The 19,989-nt window shown below is 52.8% G+C and carries 16 protein-coding genes and 1 pseudogene; 6 read left to right on the top strand and 11 right to left on the bottom strand.

Annotated elements, in window-relative coordinates; all coding sequences use genetic code 11:
• Positions 1–133 precede the first annotated feature (133 nt).
• The 6 genes from PHA01_RS05470 to PHA01_RS05445 all read right to left on the bottom strand — a co-directional run bounded on the left by PHA01_RS05470 (position 134) and on the right by PHA01_RS05445 (position 6,140).
• Positions 134–424, bottom strand: coding sequence for a helix-turn-helix transcriptional regulator (locus tag PHA01_RS05470; protein WP_271893859.1), 291 nt, complete (start codon positions 422–424; stop codon positions 134–136).
• Positions 425–682: 258 nt separating this feature from the next.
• The gene (locus PHA01_RS05465) at positions 683–1,522 is read right to left on the bottom strand and encodes a protein NO VEIN domain-containing protein (protein WP_271893858.1); all 840 of its coding nucleotides are present in this window, start codon (positions 1,520–1,522) and stop codon (positions 683–685) included.
• Positions 1,519–3,429, bottom strand: a complete 1,911-nt coding sequence (locus PHA01_RS05460) for an SNF2-related protein (protein WP_271893857.1) — start codon at positions 3,427–3,429, stop codon at positions 1,519–1,521. Before PHA01_RS05460 ends, PHA01_RS05465 begins: the two co-directional genes overlap by 4 nt.
• Positions 3,430–3,440: 11 nt before the next feature.
• Positions 3,441–4,766: a hypothetical protein gene (locus PHA01_RS05455; RefSeq protein WP_271893856.1), complete on the bottom strand. Its 1,326-nt coding sequence runs from the start codon at positions 4,764–4,766 to the stop codon at positions 3,441–3,443.
• Between the two features lie 7 nt (positions 4,767–4,773).
• Entirely contained in the window at positions 4,774–5,244 is a 471-nt protein-coding gene (locus PHA01_RS05450) for a BglII/BstYI family type II restriction endonuclease (protein WP_271893855.1), read from the bottom strand.
• Positions 5,241–6,140 carry a DNA-methyltransferase gene (locus tag PHA01_RS05445; RefSeq protein ID WP_271893854.1) on the bottom strand — a complete coding sequence of 300 codons (900 nt, stop codon included), beginning with the start codon at positions 6,138–6,140 and terminating at the stop codon, positions 5,241–5,243. The genes PHA01_RS05450 and PHA01_RS05445 overlap by 4 nt, the downstream gene beginning before the upstream one ends.
• Positions 6,141–6,527: 387 nt before the next feature.
• Between PHA01_RS05445 and PHA01_RS05440 the strand changes: the two genes are divergently transcribed.
• From PHA01_RS05440 to PHA01_RS05430, 4 genes are all read left to right on the top strand, one after another.
• Positions 6,528–6,719 (top strand): hypothetical protein, encoded by a 192-nt coding sequence (locus PHA01_RS05440; protein WP_271893852.1) that lies wholly within the window; start codon positions 6,528–6,530, stop codon positions 6,717–6,719.
• Between the two features lie 163 nt (positions 6,720–6,882).
• Positions 6,883–8,256 (top strand): AAA family ATPase, encoded by a 1,374-nt coding sequence (locus PHA01_RS05435; RefSeq protein ID WP_271893850.1) that lies wholly within the window; start codon positions 6,883–6,885, stop codon positions 8,254–8,256.
• A gap of 4 nt (positions 8,257–8,260) precedes the next feature.
• Complete coding sequence (locus PHA01_RS29330) at positions 8,261–9,097, top strand: DUF4435 domain-containing protein (protein ID WP_417020904.1); 837 nt, start codon at positions 8,261–8,263, stop codon at positions 9,095–9,097.
• A gap of 526 nt (positions 9,098–9,623) precedes the next feature.
• Positions 9,624–11,651 (top strand): hypothetical protein, encoded by a 2,028-nt coding sequence (locus PHA01_RS05430; RefSeq protein ID WP_271893848.1) that lies wholly within the window; start codon positions 9,624–9,626, stop codon positions 11,649–11,651.
• A gap of 232 nt (positions 11,652–11,883) precedes the next feature.
• Here PHA01_RS05430 and PHA01_RS05425 read toward each other — a convergent pair whose 3' ends face one another.
• Both PHA01_RS05425 and PHA01_RS05420 read right to left on the bottom strand, forming a co-directional pair.
• Positions 11,884–13,035 (bottom strand): hypothetical protein, encoded by a 1,152-nt coding sequence (locus PHA01_RS05425; protein ID WP_271893847.1) that lies wholly within the window; start codon positions 13,033–13,035, stop codon positions 11,884–11,886.
• A gap of 1,885 nt (positions 13,036–14,920) precedes the next feature.
• Positions 14,921–16,315: a tyrosine-type recombinase/integrase gene (locus tag PHA01_RS05420; RefSeq protein WP_271893845.1), complete on the bottom strand. Its 1,395-nt coding sequence runs from the start codon at positions 16,313–16,315 to the stop codon at positions 14,921–14,923.
• A gap of 497 nt (positions 16,316–16,812) precedes the next feature.
• Here PHA01_RS05420 and PHA01_RS05415 point away from each other — a divergent pair, with 497 nt between their 5' ends.
• Together PHA01_RS05415 and PHA01_RS05410 are read left to right on the top strand one after the other, a co-directional pair.
• The gene (locus PHA01_RS05415; protein ID WP_271893842.1) at positions 16,813–17,187 is read left to right on the top strand and encodes a VOC family protein; all 375 of its coding nucleotides are present in this window, start codon (positions 16,813–16,815) and stop codon (positions 17,185–17,187) included.
• 65 nt (positions 17,188–17,252) lie between these two features.
• Positions 17,253–17,444, top strand: a pseudogene (locus tag PHA01_RS05410) (glycine betaine ABC transporter substrate-binding protein); the annotation flags it as partial.
• A gap of 15 nt (positions 17,445–17,459) precedes the next feature.
• Here PHA01_RS05410 and PHA01_RS05405 read toward each other — a convergent pair.
• From PHA01_RS05405 to PHA01_RS05395, 3 genes are all read right to left on the bottom strand, one after another.
• The gene (locus PHA01_RS05405; RefSeq protein WP_271893839.1) at positions 17,460–18,062 is read right to left on the bottom strand and encodes a dimethylsulfoniopropionate lyase; all 603 of its coding nucleotides are present in this window, start codon (positions 18,060–18,062) and stop codon (positions 17,460–17,462) included.
• Between the two features lie 130 nt (positions 18,063–18,192).
• Positions 18,193–19,182, bottom strand: coding sequence for a GlxA family transcriptional regulator (locus PHA01_RS05400; RefSeq protein WP_271893837.1), 990 nt, complete (start codon positions 19,180–19,182; stop codon positions 18,193–18,195).
• A gap of 2 nt (positions 19,183–19,184) precedes the next feature.
• Positions 19,185–19,985: a pyrroline-5-carboxylate reductase family protein gene (locus PHA01_RS05395; protein WP_271893836.1), complete on the bottom strand. Its 801-nt coding sequence runs from the start codon at positions 19,983–19,985 to the stop codon at positions 19,185–19,187.
• Positions 19,986–19,989 lie beyond the last annotated feature (4 nt).

Here is a 19,989-nt window from a genome sequence, read left to right as displayed (position 1 = left end):
ATAGTTAACTGGTCTGCGTGAGGCTTTACCCTCATTTAAAATGGTCTTTTCCGGCTTGGGGGATACCCTAGGGGTCACATTGTCACAGGCTATCAGGGCGAACCATACCGGGGCATTTTTTAGAAGTCTTCCCTTATTGTGAGGCCAGACCGGCCATAAACAAGTCAATGTCAGTTTTACGCCACAACCGGCGACCGCCAAGGTTCACGGATTTGGGGAAGCCTTCGACACGCGAAATAGATTTACCTGTCTTGGTCGTATAGCCATGTTCAAAGCGCCAAATCGTCATGACGCTAATGCCGAGCAGTTTCGCAAAGTCCGTCTGGTTATACCATTCACGCTCTACTGAATTGAATTTCGAATAGACCGCGAACCAACTGCCAGACTGGGTCCAACTCCCAGCGGCGGTATTCTCTATATTCATACTTAACCTCCATCTATTTGACGCAGAAAATGCGTCGCTACGTAGAAGATTGTGGCAAGGTGATAATATTACAAGAGTGGCTGGATGCAGCCTTCCCTATATAGCTAGCGAAATGTGTAAAAGCCGCGCCATCAGCTGAGACGCCGGTCTTTGAAATTCGGGCAAATTTAACTGCTAGCTTCGGCCCGTCTGGATACCAATCTGACCCCGGAGGCAAGGACTGTGTATCCAAACTAGTGAGCCCATCCCAGCATGCGATCATTTAGCTCCTCCAACCGGAACCTCAGTTTGTGACCAGCGTCCCTTTTCGTTGTCGCTCGGGATGTGGAGAGCGATTTCCGCTTGAGTTCTTACATGCAGATCTGGAGGCATTTTGCTCATATCCCAGATATGGAAGATGTACGCAGGACCAAACTTCTTCGCCTGTTCCCACTCATTTCGCGTAACGATGAACTTCAAAGGAGTGACGGTAGTCGACTTCACTTCGATCATTTTGTTTACAAGTCCGAATTCTCCTAAGTCAAATGCGAGGACGTCATACCCGGCCCAGTTATCGTCAAGTCCTTTCCAAACGGGCGACGCATTGATTCCTAGCTTTGTCATGCGAGCCGTTTCATGCTCAATGGTCAGTAACTCTGCTTCTCTCGCTTGATCCATTCTGGCAGTGTCCGCAAGAAGCCGGGCGTGAGCGCTGATCCCGTCCCACCACATAACAACATCGCGGGTAGGAGGGACGTCCGCCAGGCCCGCAGCTTTGAAAACGTCTCGATCATCGTCGCTTGTGAGCGAATCCAAGAAGCGCATACGGCCTTGCCGCATTGCTTTTGACCAGAGGGGCTGATGCTTTGTAACAACCGCAGAAATACATGATTGGTAGAAGACCACGCCCTGCAAGGGGCAGCCAGGATCTACGATTTCGGTCAGATATGCAGAGGCTTCCAGATCTAAATTCACGCCGTCCGGTTCTAGTCGCTCTATGAGAGCGAGGACTTCCGGAGTCGGCAGATCGGGATGCCTGACAGCATATCCCCGAAGGAGGCGCACTCCTTCAAACGCCGAAAGAGAAAACACCCGCTCTGTAGGAATTCCGAAGTTCATTCGCCTTCATCTACCGAGACCGGCATCCTGCCTTCAAGTTCGGCAATCAGATCGATCAGGTCTTGAAAATTGACATCGTAATCGATTGGGTCATCGGCCTCTTCCTCGGCGAAGGCGATCTCATGTAGATCCGGATCGTCGAGGAGAATCTGCATGTTGCGGATTTTTTCCGCCAGTCGGCGACTGACCGACAGATCCACGCTACCAATTTCAGGTGGGGCCTTCGATCGGTAGACGAAGATATCGGTCTTTTGTCCCGGCTCGAGGCCAAGCCTATGGATGCGGTCGATCGACTGAAGAAAGTGGGTGGATACGTAGCTCCGATCCACGTAGATCGCGTTGTGACATATCTTATGAAGGCTGATCCCCTCTCCTGCCGCTGCAGGGTTGGCTATTAGAGCACTACAACTGCTATCAAGATGGAAACGACGTACACGTCCTTCTCTGGTACCGGGATCCTGGTCTGACCCTGAGGGAACGCCGCCGTGCAATGTAACAGGGTTTAGGTCAACGAGAGCAGATGCCAGCGACCTAATCGTTTCGGTGAAGATGGTCCAAATCACCACTTTCTCGCCGCGCCGGGCCAACTTGCGCGCATGGTCCATGACCGCGGCCATCTTCGCAGAATAACCCTCTTCCATGACAGCATCAGCGATTCCTGGCGCAATTTCGTAATCGTCATTTCCCATTGCGGTCAGCGCTTGGCTCGGATTGACCGAAAGCTGTAGCAGCCTCATCACAGATCGCCGGGCCTTCAAAAACTGAACCTGGCCCATTTCGTGGTTTACGGAGGCTGAGAACTGCCGGAGAAACTCGCTACGAATGATCGAGTAGAGGGCAAGCTGCCCCGGCTTCATCGCTACATCCACAAAATACCGGTTTGCGGGAGGAAGCCCGAGCTCCTGCTTGGTAGTGCGCACATAGAGATTTCCCAGCACCTCCCGCGGTGGTCGACCGCGTGAAACTTCCAGTCCATAACCATGACCGGGCCAAAGAAAATCGAGCTGCGATTGAATATCCGAAGCAGCCTGAGGCATAGGCGTCCCGGTCAGAATGTCGCGCCGGACGGGAAGTGTGGCGACATTCAAAAGGAAAGCACCACGCTGTGACTGGAAGCCAGCCTTCATCCGGTGCGCTTCATCCAGAACTAGATGGACAGGTTTCCTGGCCAAGTGGGCGGTTATCACTCCCTGTTGGCGGAGCATCAGGTCATATGACATGAGAAAACGGGTCGCGCCCGATACCAGGGCAGCAGCCGTACTCTCCTCTGTCCCGTCCAGTACAGTAAAGTGTTCCGTAACATTGTTCGGCGCGTCAGGCGCCATGCACTCGTCGACGATATCTCGCCATGCCTGGAATGCAGCCTTCGGAGCAACGACGAAGAGATGCTGGCCTGGTTTCCGGGTAAGCATGTGCAGGGCAAAGAGCACAGTCGTCTTCCCTGCCCCCGGCACCGAAAAATTTGCCCCATTTGAAAGCGACAGAAGTCTCGAGAGGTCACGAAGCTGGAATGATTTCAGCTTACGCTCGGTAAAACTCAAATCGATCAGCTGAGCCTCAATCTGATCAGGGGTTATGCTCAACTGAAGCGTAGTCTGTTGAATGCGTGTCTGTCTGATTTCGGCTGCAAATGCCTGGAGCTTCTCAGATGCAATCCCATTTGGTCGGAAACGAAAATTGAGTGATTTTTGGATCGTGCGTGATCCAAATTCACGAATGATGGTCAACATATCCGGCCACGATAGCTGAACAGACGTATCAGTCAGTTGCGCGTCAATATTCCTCGACACTACGAACAGCTTGATCCTGGACCAGATGGGGACACTAGAGTCAGAAGGCAGCACCGACAGCCGGCCCACGTTTCCTGCCAGGTACTCAACACTTACGTTTGAGGCATCAATGGTCATTACGCGCCTATTCAGGAAGGTCCCAAAGAACCTGCCTTAAGATTTTCGAGCTTCTTGTCGAGCTTCGACAACAAATCGCGGATAGATACGAGCTGCTTACCAATAGCAGGATAGGTCCCCGCGCTGGCTGTGGAGAGATCGACGCCAGCCAATTTGGCATGAACTTGTGCCAGTCCCTTCAGCGCAGCGTTGCTGGATTTCTTCCCCCTCTCCTTCTCAATCGAGTTCTGAGCAGCCTCGATCAGGGCTTCGACAGCCTCCTCCCGGGTGTCATCGTTACGCAATGCATTGACGACCCCGGCGAAATCCTGGGGTGTATCCGGAGTCTGTATGTCCAGATCGAAGCCCAATTCCTCCTCGTCAGGCTCGGCTCCAGCTGGGGCGCTTGTCGAGATATCGAGCTGATCGGCGACGTCGGTCAAAACCTCTTCAGCGAGCTGCCCGAAGGCCGCGTTTAACGCATATAGCCTCCCTGGAATCTGGTCACGGTTATCAAACAAGGACCAAGCAATCGCCCGACTCGCATTCTGTAGCGCAACCGGCTTGTTCGATAACTTTTTAGGCAGATCTCCGAAAATCTGCTGCGCATCGCCGCTCACCAGAGAATATTGGCCAGGTTTCTTTGCCCACTCGTTCAGATAGAGATCCGCTTCGTCGATAGACTGGAGCAGATTCTTGATGTCCGGCTCATTACGGCGAAGCTGATCTGCAACCTGTTTGGCCGTTCGGCCCTTATTCACCTGACGGCGGACAAGCTGTGCATCACCAATCCAATCGTACTCGAGCTTTGTCTGCGGTCGCGCCTGCTCATTGGCCTCGATGTCATCGACTTCATCGGGTGTGGTATCGGGCGGTAGAACCATGCACCGAACGTAGGCCCACCGTGAAGTCACTGATTCCTCGGCAGCATACAGTTCTCGAATGGCGCTAAGGCGCCTATTGCCGTTCACGACGACACCGGTACTCGTTATCAAGATGGCAGTCCGCTGACCTTCCTTTTTCAGAACATCGACGATAGACGATACTGAGGCAGACTCACGCTTTGCCAGCTTCGCAAGGATGCTGTGCTGAACGGTTTGGACCATCGTGGATTCTTGGCCCTTGGAAAAATATCCGTGATCAAGTCCTTCTTTTCCGATTGCATCCTGCTGTTCGGAGAACGTGCGACAGTTGTCCATCCTGTAGACAGGCAGGTCGACCGGCAAGCTCGCAATCTTCAGTGGGGTCTTATCACCTCGAAAGTCGTAGAGCACATCGGTTTCCGTAGACGCTTCAATACGGTTCTTGATGAGCGCTTCCCGCTCTGACCGCGTCGTCAGTTTGATTTCATATTTCATTATTGCCTCACTCGAACGCCACAACGAGAATTGGAACGGTGATTACGCGATCGAAAAGCTTCAGTTCCCGACAGACGCGTTCTGCGTTTGCAATGTTGTCGCCGATCACGCCTGCCGCATCCTTACTCGGTAAAGCAATGGCCGCAGCCTCGATGCGTCCCTTCTGAAACAAATATTGGAGCTTCAGTAGGTCGTAGGGTGCACGGCTCATATTTCCCGTCTGCAACTGAAAGGCAAGATCTTCCTTTAAGGCAAACACCGTGAGCATCAGGTCTTGATCAAGCCGGACATTCATCGCCCAGCCCTCGTTAATAAACTCGTTCTCCACATGCTCGCGGATACGCAGCGTGGGCCGTGAGTTTTTCTCGATGTGGACCGCGGGGGCTTCAAAGACGCCGGTCAGCCATTCCTTCAGGTCCCGTCGTCCCCAAACCGCACCCGAGTTGTGGTGATCGTCATAAGTGAACGCTAGCTTCATTCGATTTCCTTGGCGCTCGGATCATAGACGGGCTTGTTCATCGGCCGCGTTCTCAGTTCGCCAGCACGCAGCTGGTGAATGCGCTCCCAAGCAACGTCGATATACGCCTGATCCAAATCGCAGCCATAAGCATCGCGCCCATGTTTCAGGGCAGCGATCGCGGAAGATCCAACGCCTACATAGGGATCAAGTACTTTGTCGCCCTTGTTAGTCAATGAGAGGACTAGTCGCTCTACCAGCCCGACGGGGAACTGGCAGGGGTGGTCTGTTTTCTCCACATGATTTGATTTTACATTCGGAATATCCCACACGTCGGCGGGGTTTTTTCCCAATGGGTTGCTCGAAATTTTTCCCTTGTTTGGCCCCTTGAAGTGCTTCTTTTCAGGATACTTAGACGGGACACGAACGGGATCCAGATTGAATGTGTACTCATCTGATCGTGTGAACCAAAGAATGGTCTCGTGCCTGCCGGAGAAACGCTTTTGGCAATGAAGCCCGTGGCCGAACGTCCAAACAATCCTATTCCGTAAATGTAGTCCATGATTCTTAAAAAGCGGGTAAAGAACAATGTCGAGCGGGAACACCTCTCCATCATCAACGTGGTTGCCAACCTGCCAGCAGATCGACCCATTGGGATGAAGAAGCCTTACCGCTTCGGCAATGCAAGCTGCTTGTCCTTCGATGTAGCGTTCCTGGGATCTCCGCTCCTCGTATTCCTTGCCGAGGTTGTATGGAGGGGAAGTGACAATCAACTTCATGGAGCCGGCAGGCAGCGCCCTCATGAATTTAAGATTGTCTTGGCACGATATCTCTGCGTGGGCATCGCGTTTTAGCCGTGTAACGGCGGCTTGCTGCCAATTCCCCCCGGTTGTCGATCTATCTGCTACAGCCACCATGACTCCTCAAAATGTTCACGCATCGTTCTATCAATGATGCCTGTTTTGCTGTTACTAGGGAAGGTCAAAGTATATCTTCTAGAGTTTTCAGCCGCCTCGTCCCCAGATGTTGTTACACAAGTCCTTGAGCGCCAGCTTTCTCAGCTCTTAGGTGGTAGCTCATGCTATCCAGCCGTTCAGAATAACTTTGCCTACTTTTCTTTCTCTGACGTCACAAATCGCGCCACATGGATATCCACTCGCCGTTGCCGCGCGAATTGCTCGTGTTTGTTGAACACGAGTGACGCAATTTAGCAAAAACGTCGCTACCCTCTCTGCGAGACCGAGGTCGCGGCACTCACTGCGGTCTAGATAGGAATTGGGGGCGTTTGATCCTCGGAGGACGAGGTGGTTAATTCCGAACACCCACTCAACCTTTTTGGTTTCGCCTTGAAGATGGTCTCAGGATTGTTGAGCAACCGTGGTCGCCTGCTTAGTGTTCTGATGCTGTCGCTGCATTATCTGATTCGGACGTTTGAACACACCCTGCAACAGCAGTTGCCAGCACCAAACAGAGCACCGCCCGCCGGTGGTGCGTAATATCTCCGTGGTAACCACTGAAGCGACTGCCTATCGGATCCGCTTGACTATCGTGATGGTTGCGTCACCGTCAGTGATAATTTGCACTTTTCGCCCGTCTCAGTCTCTGGACATCTGCTCTTATGACTGTATTGGTTACGACAACGGCAGTGGGGGAATTTGCATGAAGCTAAATAAGTTTGTTGGTCGAGGAATCCACGGATATCTCGATCTTGATTTCAATTTTTTGGACAATTTGACGTTCCTGACCGGCATAAATGGAAGCGGAAAGACAACAGCTCTAAATGCGATTGTTGCTCTGATTAGCCCGAACCTCGCGACGCTGGCTAATCTCGACTATAAGAATTTGTCCGTCGACCTAGAGCATCAAGGTCGGAAACTACAAATAAGATCGCAGAAGCGTGAAGATTCGATAATCTTTAAGGTTTCTTCAGTAAAAGAAGACCTCAAATATCCCCGATACTTGTCCGATCATGACTTCCCTAGTGCAGCGTTGGTTGAGGCAGAGTCTGAACATTACCGCGAAGTACAAGCCGCGATGAGCAGCCACCCTACCTTGCGGGCGATCGCTGCGCTGCCGACCCCAATGTTTCTAGGGCTCGATCGGCGCGCCCGAATTGAAGACGATGTGCGCAGACCTCGCGCAAATCTGCGGTACGCCCGTTTAAGCCGAAATATTTTCGGGGCGTCGCTATCCCGCAGTTTAATTGAAGCGTGTGACCTCGCGGAAACAAAGTATCGCGATGCTCTCATCGAGTCTGGAAAGTTAGCAGAGCAATTTCAACAAGAAATTCTGCTCAATCTCATTACCTTTGACGATAGCGATCGGTACAAGTTGAGCGCTCCCAGCGACGCCGATCGGAGGGAGATTACCAGAACCAAGGGTGACCTCGACGGCCTTGCAAAGATACTGCGACTACCTGAGGACGAGGTACGCGAACGTATGGGACCATTCCTGGACGAGCTAGCCGAGTTGGCTTCAAAAATACCAACGAAAACAAACGTCGAGGACGCACTTCAACACAAGCAGGGCACTGCCATGTTAAACAAATTGTTTACTTGGTCCGGCAAACAGCCCTATTTGCGGAGAATCAAAGCTCTATCAGCGACTGTAAGGAAGTACAATTCGTTGAGAGATGAAATTTTACTTCCAACAACAAAGTATTTGGAACTGGTCAACAGATTCTTAAATGACAGCGGGAAAGAAATCGCCATTACGGACAAAGGATACCTGTCTGTAAAAATTCAGGGCGTGCAACATGAGTCCCAAATAACATCGCTTTCGTCAGGAGAGGCTCAAATTTTTGTTATACTAACGCAACTCGCATTCAACCCACTGGCGCAAAAAGATAATGTTTTTATCATCGACGAACCGGAATTGTCGTTGCACTTACAATGGCAAGAATTGTTAGTTGAAAGCATGATATCAGCGAATTCGAACGTGCAGTATGTGCTCGCGACGCATTCACCCTCGATAATACTCGAGAAAGTCGCTAGCTGCGTCGACATTTCCCGCCAATTTAGCAAATTGAGCTGACATCATGATTAGCTATTCCGCTAGGGCTGTCCGCGCGATCGGATTCTTGAAGGCCGCATATAACGATATCGAAATTTTCGTCGAAGACACAGCAAATCCAACAATGTGGCTGCGGCTGATTCAGAAACTTGTTCCTCCACACATACGTCTGGAGAGTGTAACACCTCTAAGAGGCAGAGACCGAGTGGTTGATGCGTGCCGCCGCGACCAACAGGCAGATGGCCGTAGGAGGCTTTACATCATCGATGGCGACTACGATCACCTTCTAGGTCGGAAAAAGCCTCGACTGAGGTATCTTCATCGGCTGAGAGCTTATTGCTCTGAAAACATCATCGTTAGAGAACAGAGTCTTGTCGAAATTGGTCTTGATTGTTCCGTTACGGCATCCAGACATGCAGTAGCAACTAAGCTTGATTATCAGAACTTAATAGAAACCTATGAGCACTTACTAAGGGAACTATTTATAGTTTATGCCGCGACTCATCTAATTTGCTCCAAAATTCAAACTGTCGGAATTTCTATAATGGAGTTTACATCGAACAACCTTATTGATCCTAAGAAAATTCGAAAGCGTATGTCAGACGTGATACGACAGGTTCGACGAGAAGGAAAATCTCTCGAATTCTCAGTCATGCGGAAGGAAGCAAGGACGAGAGCGAGTTCGCTGCCGCTTGAAATGATCGTCTCTGGGAAGGATTACATATTCCCAATCGTGTATGTTCACATGCGCAGTAAGTTCTCATTTAGAGGTAACCAAGAACAATTGAAGGTTTTGCTGGCAAGAGAGTTTCAGCCGCTTTATTCGCCTCATCTGTCACTAGCGATCAGACGCAGCTGCTGATTTTCTGCCGTAGTCACCCCGACCCAGATTAAATGAGACCGGTCAAGTTGGCCGCTTCTGGCACTCTTTTGCAGTCCTCAAAAATGGCCGCATCGGAAAACATCTATGGAAGGGGCCACACCATATCCCAGTGCGGTCCACGGACCGTGCAAACGATGAGGCCTTGAAAACGAGTCACGTGTTTCCTACTTCACCGAAAGATTGAGCCAGCAGGGTGTGGCTCGTAACAAGGAGGTGATCCCCCCATGAAGAAGGAACCAATGGTGCGCACGGCTTTGCCGACAAGTCGCATCGCAATTAGATGAACTCTGCCGTCGCGGTTATAAGCCGCGATGATGAACGCTACCTGAGCGGTAAACAAGTCCGCCAACGCTGCGGCAACATAAGCAGCATGACGTTGTTCCGCTGGCAACACGATCCAGCAAGAGGCTTTCCGCAGTCTGTCCCCCTTTCCGAACATCCCTACCGGCGCTTGAGCGATCTCATCGCTTGGGAAGAATCGCGTGCGCGGAAGGAGGCGGCATAAATGAATATGACGCTCAAGCTGATAGCCGCTTCAATCAAGCAACTCCATCACGTGCATCCGGAATACGCGACCTTTGCCTCGAATGTCGAAGCTGCCATGCGCAAGAATTTCGAGGAATGGGGACATGCACCCTCCGAAAAGCACTGGATAGGCCTTCGCGCCATAATCCAGATAATCGAGGCGATGGCGCTGGGCGTGGCAATTCCCAAATACTACCTGTCCGGCTTGCCGACCGGCATTGGCAAAACGACCACGTTGATTGAATGCACCAAAGAACTCATCCGCATAGGTGAGACCACTGGGAATCCTGTCGGCATTCTGATTCTAACGAACACGCTTGACCAGATTCCGGTACTCATCGAAGCGATGGGACTTCAGGACTATCAATACGCGGTTCGTACCGGCGCAAAGAACACAGACTTGAACAGCCGTGGCGTCGGTCTCGACACATTGGAGGACGATGCCAGACACATGCGGGCGCAGGTCTTGTTCACCACGCAACAGAAACTCCACGCCGTCGCCAGCAAGACCGACATTCCGTCATTTAAGAACATGCCAAATTTCAAATTCCAAAGACAGCCGAGGGCAGTTCGTGTTTGGGATGAAGCTATCATTCCAGCGCTGCCGCACGTCGTGACGGCCTACGATATCGACCATTTGAAAAAGCCATTGCTCAGAAAGGGCTTCAAAGAACAGGCCGATGCTCTGGACGCACTCGTCACGGAAATGAAGACTTTGGGAGATGGCATAATCGATGTGCCATGCCTACAATTGCCCAACCCAGAGAAATATCCCGATCTATATGGCAGTGACGACGCCATAAAAACCGTAGAGTCCCTTGTTCACATGGAAGACGGCAGAGCGAATCTTCGCCACGATGTGTATAGTGGCGCGACCGTCCTTCACTATGAGGAAATCCTGCCACCCCATTTCGAGCCGCTGCTTGTCCTCGATGCCAGCGCCGACATACGAGTGGTGTACGACGCCTGGGAAATAGGCCGAAAGAACCTCGTTCGACTGCCTGCCGCCAAGAAGACTTACAAAAACCTGACCATCTACCATTGGGATCACGGTGCAGGCAAAACGTTCCACAACGTCAATTCAAAGCGGCTGACGCTTGCAGACGGTATCGCGGACTTGATCGCCTACGCTGATCCTGATGAGCCTATTCTACTCATCATCCGCAAGCACGGCAGCGTTTCGAAAGATCGCAAGAACACCCAACGTATGGAAGTCACAATCAAAGACGCCGTGGCACGTCGCATGGCCGGTGGAGGCCGGTCGGGTCCACCGCTGCACTTCCTGACGTGGGGCTATCACCTCGCCACGAACAAGTACAAAGACATCAAGCATGTGATCGTGGTCGGAATGCTGGAATACAGCGGAGCGCAAGCCGAAGCGATGGCACGTGGTTCATATGGTATGTCCGTCACGAAAGAGTTCACGGAAACTGATCTTTCCAAATTCCACAAGGGAGAAATCGCACACAACCTATTTCAAGGTGTTGGTCGTGGCATGGTCCGCAAAAGCACCATCGACGGCGACGTGCCCGAAGGCTGCACGCTCCACATTATCTATCCGCTGAAAGCCGGTAAGCGGAGCGTTGGCCACGAGATTCTCCTTAAGATATTTCCCGGCGCAAAGATTCTCGACTGGGTGCCAGCCTCCGATATGACGCTGAAGCCGACCGAGGTGAAGCTGGTCAATGAACTGGCACGCCTCGCGAACTCGTCACCGGAAGGCGGCAGGGCCACATGGAAGCAACTCGGTGCAGTGGTCGGGCTGGTAGCAAAGAAAAATTCAAATGTCTTTGAGCGGCTACGAGAACCACGTGTCATAGCAGAGATGGCAAAACGTGGAATCTGCATCGAACATCGTCAGGGCGACCGACGTGGAAATCGAGTTTACCGCTGTGCGAATCCCCGCATGTCGGATGCGTCTCGTGATGCGATAGCAATAGCGCAAGCCAAACGGGCAGGCCAACGGCAGAAGCGACAGGAACGGCACGCGCTGAAGAAAGCGGCATGACCCATGTTGATGGTCGATGGCATGTATACTTACTTCTTCAGCCGCTTGCCCCTCGCGTGGCACGTGCGTTCCACATACTTTGCTCTGTTATAAAGGAAGGACACTCTTAATAACAGGTCGAGGTATGTAGCGTGAGATGTGTCGTTGCGGGTACGTGGTGCGGTAAACGGCTCAGGGAATAAGATAGCCCCCGTCGCGCACCAATATGTGTGCCCAGCCGGTTCGAGGGCGCTCAGGTCTTTTTCACTCTGGCTTTCTTCCCACCAACGCCGGGCGTGTCGGGCTCGCCGGGGGGCGCGGCGGTCACGTCGCCGTTCGGTGATGGTGGCGGCAACTGGGTCACTGGCGTTGCGCTGATCTGGGGGAAGACCAGCTGCGAGACAATTTCCTGAAGGCTTGTAATGGCTTTTTCTTCATCAGGATCAAGCGGCCCATCTTCCGGGATTGCTTGATGAGAGATAAACCGAATCTCGATTTCCATGCCGCGCTCAACGCGGGAGTAGATCGAATTCAACGCCCATTCTAAATGCTGTTCCAGTTCGTGCTTACGTCCTGCATCCGCTTCACTCAGCTTGACTAGCTCTTTGACCTTTTTTTCAACCTCATCCGCGACAGTCTTCTTAATCTGTTTGTCGAGAAGGTCCTGAAAGTCGGTATCCTTCAGTTGTTCAATCTGCGCCGTTTTCGCTCGGATTTGATTGATTTCCTCAACCCGCTTCCACGTGTCCAGCGCCCACGTTGTGGCAGCGCCAAGTGCAGCAATTGTGGTCGCGGAGATGCCAAAGAAGAAAAGGGGATCGGACGTTGATATCTGCTTGATTTCGATTTCTTCGGTTGATCCGGTCGCAACCTCAGAGAACACCCGGATGATTTTCCGGATGGCACCCAACTCGACAATCAGCTTATCTAAATGATTGTCGAACAACGAGCGGGGAAGCAAAAAGCCTATTTCAGGCTTTTGATCAGTCGCGGCCTCCACGCCGAGTGAATCGAATGCCGCCTGCAATTGCCTCAAGTGGTTGAGAAATTTCTCCCTCGCATCGGCGAGCTCTGTAATTTCTTTCTGCGCGACCGACAAAGTCACGGGGTTATGCTGGATCAGTAGTTCAATCTGTGTGCTCAACTCCCGCGACAGCAGATTCTCCGCGTTTATCTCCCGCAGGAGATTTTTCTGCGCAGGCGTAAACTCTAGCTCTGCTTTTATAAGGGCACTTTCCAACTGTATAAATGCGTTGGAGTAAGCTTGCTGAAACGAGGGATCAGTCGGAGACCCAGCCAAATTGGCTATAGAAGTGCTTACCGAGTGAAGCAGTTCTTGAACTCTGTACTCATCTTCTTTTTCCACAAGCTTATCGACAATTTCGCGTAAACGTTCTGCATTCATGATATTTCCCCGCTTCCCCTAATCGGCAAGCAACATACAAACAATTTTTTCGGAAAACGCCAGTTCTAAGTTTTAATCCTTGCTTGTACCTAGCCGCGACCGACGCCCGGCTTAGGCCCGATTTCGATTTTGACCTCGCCTTTGCGTGTGCATGCGGTGCATCGGAGCTTCGCTTCTATGTCCGTTAAGCTCATCGACGCGGGGCTTTTCGCGGCGCGATAGAGGGCCTTGGGGTCCATAAGGACGCTGTGCTTACAGCGTTCACAGGTGACGCGGATGCATTGCCAAAGATGAGAAATCGGATAGGCGCATTGCGAGCGGGGGCCTCAAGGCTGGATGTGATCGCAACACGAGAGACAGGATAATTCTGTTCGCCGGAACGGGCAATCCCAATCAGAGTGGCAGCCTAACAGTCCTTAGGAGACAGGCAATGCGATTGCGCGAACTGCAAGAAATTTAGTATGGCGAACGCACTGGCACGCTGTAGTTTTCAGGCTTGAACGCTTTCAAGAAGGAAAAGTCTGTGCGGGTCGTGACCGATGATCCTGAGGTCTTTCTCCATGCGATCAAGAAGGCGCTGAGCGACGCGGACGGGCCGCCCATTTCATTCAGCAAGTAGCGTGGAAAAAAGACGCCGGAGTGTGAAGCCGTTGTACAAATGCTCCGTAGGATCCGGCCCACTATTGTCCCTGCATTCTGACAAAAAAGTAGATCGACGCCCAGCCAAGAAAAAAGCAGGTGAAGAACAATGTATACGCCCGGACCATGCCCGGCCCAGAAGCAGAGCGCCATCTGGAGGTTGCGAAATCATATAGGTCATAGTGTATGACGATAAACCCATTGACTGCCATGGGCACAATAAGGAGCAATATACTCAGTATACTCATCGGATCCCCGGTTCTTCGGTTACGCCACCATTATATAACCGTAACAGATTAATTACCCACTCCTCGCCCTCGTCATCAATCGGTGGAACGGGCTTTTTTCATTTTTTAAATTTCTATTCGCCGCCAATGCATGGCACATAGGACTTCAGCCGCCCGGGCGAGCCGGGCACTGGGGAACATGCCGACCCCCTACCCACGTAGCGCAAGCACATCGAGCGTGCCCACTTTCTGCCGCAATGAAGTGGCCCTAGCTGTATCCCCTGAGATTAACAGAGGCCCGTCGTGGCTGGAACAGCAGCAATATCAAAGGCTTATTTTAGGGCCTTCTGATTGCGTATCGCAAGGCCATAGTCTCGCGCACCAAGTTGGCCACCTCTCCGCGCCTGCTACGCTAACCATCTTAGCCATGTGACGATGTGGTTTGAGCGGCTGTGAGCGGCGTTGTGAACATGCCGCCTTAAGGGCAAGCGGGCTTTGGCACGAAACTTTTTTGCCTGCCACGATGGCGAAGAAAGCACGCATCTCAGCCTTCAATATGTAAAATCGATCAAATTGATATATCAGTTACATAGCCACCAATTTGCCCAGCTCTTGGCTGTTCCGGCTGTCTCACGGCAAAACGCGTCGCAGTTATCTCTTTGCGATAGAGAGGACTATGAACAATGCAATAAACATTATCGCTGCGACAGACCACATAATAGAAAGGATAGTTGCCTCTTTCTTTCTATTAGCAAAAAAGTAACTTATATAATTGTTTTCTTTGTCTATAAATACGCGGCGTCTGTCTTTATATATCACGACAAGAACCCCAAATATGCACGCAACGAAAAATGCTGCCAAGAAAAAGAAATAAAGTGTAAATAAAAAACTGCTCGATATGTCGGTCGGTACACCTTCCATGCTTGTGCATCCTTATTGAGAACCGTCAGTTACATAGTGCGATATTGTGCATCTTATCAAATCCCTGTCCAGTTATTAAGCTCCCACCGTACCAGCGCCTAAGCAGGCTGCGCCTCGCGTATCGGAATGACGTTGTCATGGCGTGGCTTCAGAGGGCCACCGCGTTCCAGTCGCCGGACGGCCTCACCCCACGCTTGCAACGCCTCCTCCTGTTCGTCGGCCAAGTCATCCACCTGATAGACATCTTTGAGCGTGCCTGCCTTCTCCGGGCTCTTGTGGCTCAATATGGCCTCTGTCACGTCGGACGGCGTTCCAAGTTTCTGCATGCCGGTTGCAGCGGTACGGCGTAAGTCGTGGGTCCAGAAATTCACGATATCGACAGGCTCGCCGCGCTCCTCATTCGCAATCGCCTGCATGGCCGCATTCAAGCGCTTCTTCACTTTGCTAAAGCCGCTAATCGGCGTGTCGCCGGTCGTGGTAAAGACATAACCCTTCGAGGTGGGCAGGCCCTCTAGAACGGCCATAGCGGCATCAGACAGCGGCACCCAGTGTTCCTGTCCATTCTTCATGGCTTCAGCTGGCACGAACCACTCGCGCTTGTCCCGGTCGATGTGCTCCCATTGCATCGTTGCCACCTCCTCCCGCCGTGACGCTGTAAGGACGATCAGTTTCCAGCAATCGCCGAACGGATAGCCCAACGTGTCAGCGGCCTGTAGGAGCCAGCGCAACTCGTCATCCGACGAGCCTTTAGCCGTGCGACGGTAGAGCAAGACGCGCTTGCGGGCTTTTACCACGGCCTTGGATTTGACGTTTTCTAGCGGCGAATGGATCAGAATGTCATTCTCGGATAGCCAGTTGAAAAAGTGGCGGACGTAGGCAAAGGCATTTTTGGCCTTGGCGTTGTGGCCTTCCGCTATGACCTCTAAATCGTGTTCGCGAACATCCTTACGCCATTCCATCGGATCGCGGTCGATCGGTAGCTTGCCCCAGATAGCGACAGGCGTTCCCGGCATGACGGTCCAGCCGCCCTCGCCGTCCGACTTCAGGCCAAGCGCATCGGATATCGTCTTGTAGCTTCGCAGCTTGGAGGCATGTTCTTTCAAATAGCGTTCCACCAGCGGCCTGAAGAGCATCTTATCTTTGTTGGCCTCTATCGCGGCTTGGCGCAGCTGTTCCTTGCGGTGTTCCTTGGGATCGATCCGGGCAGCAACATCCGGATTTTTGCGGAGTTTGTTCGCGGCGATCACAGCGTCACGCGCATCCGATAGAGAGACGGCGGGATACATGCCCAACGCGATTTTCTTGAGCTTACCCGCCACGCGGTACTTGTGCACGAAGCTCTTTGCGCCGGTCGAGCTCGCGAAAAGGTAGAGGCCCTTCTCCTTGCTGTCGGCTTCCTCTTTCACGTTAACCACGGTTTCGCCTTTTTGGTTGAGCCGTGGCTTTGGCGCTGGCCAGTTCTTGACGGTCTTGTCTGTGAATAGCGTTGCCATGACTTTCCCTCCAAGGTGACTTTCAGGGGATACTAAAACCGTGATAACGAGTGATATCCTCTGTTCGGCTTAATGTAGGCCGAACGTCCAAAACATCAAGTAGCACAAGGGTTTGTGGGAGGAAATGAGAGGCTGTGATAGGCCTCAAACTGCGATTTGTAATCAGAGGGTCGGGAGTTCGAGTCTCTCCGGGGGCACCATACAATTTCATTATGCTATTGTTTTTGTGGTCTTTCGCTGGAAACGTCTAGTTGTATCGCAAGCGAACCCGACCGCTCTCGGGAAAGTCAAAGGGACGACGAACACCCAAAGGGCACTGCCCCTCTGGACTCTCCGCCCTCTGTTCCTTGCCATGAATAGCTGAGACATGCCATTAAAGTCTGAGACGCAAAGCGGCGCGATGCACTGCTTTGTAGCGCATGCAGACCGCAAGGCAGCTGTGACATGCTCCGGTTGTCCTTCCGTCAGGCAGGCCCACACACTTCCTTGGAGAACTCATGTTTGACCACGTCAAATTCGGAGCCAGCGACTATTCAGCGAGTAAAGCGTTCTTCCTCAAGGCACTCGAACCTCTCGGCGTAGCTATTGTCTCGGAGGGACCGCCGACATACGGTGTCGAGCTTAGCCCAAAGGGTAAGGCTTCATTGTGCCTGTACCAAACCGAGGAGAAGCCGGCGCACCTTCACTTGGCGTTCACGGCCGAGAATCGTCAGCAAGTCGAAGCCTTCTATCGCGCGGCTCTGGAGGCGGGTGGCAAAGACAACGGTGCACCCGGTCTGCGCCCGCACTACCACGCGAACTATTATGCAGCTTTCGTCATTGGTCCGGACGGGCACAACATCGAAGTGGTTTGCCACGAAATCGAGGCATAGCCCGTCTAATCGAGCGACGGCCACAAGCGGGCGCCGCGCACTCGCTGGGATGGGCTTGCGAAACCGTTACACTGCTGGCCAAGCCTTTCTCTGAAAAAGTCGCTCTGGTCGTGCTGGATTATCTCAAGAAGCGCTCCTGGAGCAACGATACGGTCAACAAACTGATGGCGTAGATGACTGACAATCGGGCAATAGGTGAAGACGGGGCCAAGCATTTCTTCAAGGAAAACAAGGACATTTGGACCAAATGGGTCGCCCGGAAGCCGGAATGTTTACAGCGATTTTTCCGTACGCAACGCCCAGAATGCAAACAGCGGTTTGTCGAGGGATCGCATGGCGTGTTTGATGTCGGGGACATTATAGAACGAACCGCCAATACCGGGTGAAAACCAATCACCCATACCCTGTCTGAATTCTCCCTTCGAGAGAACGAGGTACACCTCCTCGGGCGAATGGTCATGGTCCGGGTAGCGAACATTCGGAGCCAGCAGGGTAGCGCCGAGCCACACGTCCGTGCGTTGTTCAAAACCGCCAGGGCCAAGGATCATTGCGTTGGCATGGCCGTCGACAAAATTTTCGCTCGCTGTGTTGTTGTAGGTTGAGCGACGACGCCATTCCAGGGACGGTTCAATCTTACGGAACTGGTCGACAAGACGACCCAGCGTCTGGTGCCCGGCGTCAACCTCGAGCGCGCTATCGAGATAAGAGCACACAGGCAATCTATTTCCCGGATGCAACGTCTCCGTGCCGGGTTTTTCCAGTGCCGAGAATATCTTTTGAAGAGAAAAGAGCGACTCCGGTCCTTGCGCAAACTCATTATAGGCAGCCAACGCGGCGTCGACGAACGACTGGAGAGCTTCGTTGCGGCTTGTCATTGCAGTTACCTCTCTTCTAGCGCAGCGAGTCGCCTTACGGGTCCACTACGAGGTCGGTCAGCGGCTTTGAGCAGCATGCAGAAACATGCCTGCGTCAATCTCGCGCTAACGGATCTGGCCGCCATGTTGCTCAATGCGCCATCTCTTCCCTCATCCGGCGAGGCGTTTGGCCATAAGTCCTTTTGAAGACCTTTCCGAAGCGCCCGGCGCTTTCGAAGCCGACCTCTATGGCGATGTCGATCAATGGAGCTTTGCTCTGCGAAAGCAGCGCCCGAGCCCGTTGCATTCTCAGTTCCATATAGACCTGAGCAGGCGACTTTCCTATTTTCTGCTGGAAAAGACGCTCCAATTGGCGACGCGAGACACCGGCGGAGTCCGCCAGTTTCTTGAGGCTGATGATGTTTTCGACATGCTGCTCCATCACAATAAGAATGGACTTCAGACGATCATCATTACAGTCGATATCAAGAGGCCTGCGTGGCTGCACGTCGAGCGCAGTCCGGGCTCTTTCTATCTGCAGCACCTCAAGCGCATTGCGTTCGGCGTCTTTGCTGATTGATTGGCGCACAATCAACGCCGCCATGTCGGCCGCACTACTGCCGCCGGCACACGACCCGCGTGTTCTGTCGAGCTCATAGAGCCGATCTGACCGTACGATCAGATCGGGAAAGCGTTCCTTGAAGGCCTCATAATGAAGCCAGCTAACGCACGTTTCATGGTTTTTCATCAGGCCCGCCTCAGCCAAAATGAAAGATCCGGTACATACACCGATCAGAGGCACTTTTTGCGCGTCGGCGCGCTTCAGGAACGCGATGGTATCGTAGTCGACTGGGCGCTCAACGTTGAGGAGCCCTCCGACGACCACGATGTACGTGAACTGGGCAGGATCGACGAAATCCGACGTTGGCGCCACCTCGACGCCGCAACTCGATTTGATCAGGTGCCTTGTACTGCCGAGAACCTGCCAGTCGGCGAGCACGCGGCCGGATCGATCGAGCTCGTCACTTGCGAGGCGCAGCGTGTCGACGAACATGGCGAAAGCCGATAGCGTGAATGACCGCGCCAGCACGAAGCCTACCCTCAATCGCGGCGTTCCAGAATCCGCAGGTTTGTATCTCATCGTCAATCCTCCTTGGACCTGATCGAAAGAGCCTGGGCCTTCCGGAATGCGGCATCGAGACCGGCGCCAACCGTACTGTCAAATCCCATCTGCCGCATGGCAATGATGCCAGCTGCCGTCGTGCCTTTGTAATCCACGAACGCCTTGACGGTGTCAGCCGGCGACAGACCATTGACTTCCTGAAGCCTGCCGGCCCCAATCATGACCTGCTCTGCAGCGCGGCGTGCTATGCCAGCGGGCACGCCTCGTTTGACGGCGTCCGCCATCATCGCTTCGGCGAGCAAAGCCGGGAATGCCGCACCTGAGCCGGACATCGCCGTGAAATAGTCGATATGCTCTTCCTCGCTCACCGCATCGACCAAACCGCAACTGCGAAACAGCGTTGCTATCGTATCGCTATCCTTGGGTTCGGGCGAATCTATGAAGAAGGGAGTATAGGAATATCCGAGTTCCGCTGCCGCATTGGGCAGCGCACGGCCGACACGAGTGCTGCCTGTTCTTTGCTTGATGTCTTCGACCGTCACTCCAGCCATGACCGAAATCACCAGTCGTCGGTCGGCATTGATGTCAACCGCTCTCCAGTCATCCGGCCTCACCGAGAGCACTATGACATCAGACCTCTTCACAAGTTCACTGTTGTCGCCTGTCCAATGGCAATTCACAGAATTTTCGGGTATTCCACGCCGGAACGAGCAAGTGAGCTGCTCAACGGAAATTGTGCGGGAACCGACAAGCGCTTTCGCGATGGCTGTCCCCAGCCATCCCGAACCTCCAATTATACCTACACGGCCGACATCAATCATGGCT

It is taken from the genome of Candidatus Phyllobacterium onerii, from assembly GCF_028331445.1.
Lineage (GTDB): Bacteria > Pseudomonadota > Alphaproteobacteria > Rhizobiales > Rhizobiaceae > Phyllobacterium > Phyllobacterium onerii.
This window is presented reverse-complemented; position numbering and strand designations above follow the sequence as displayed.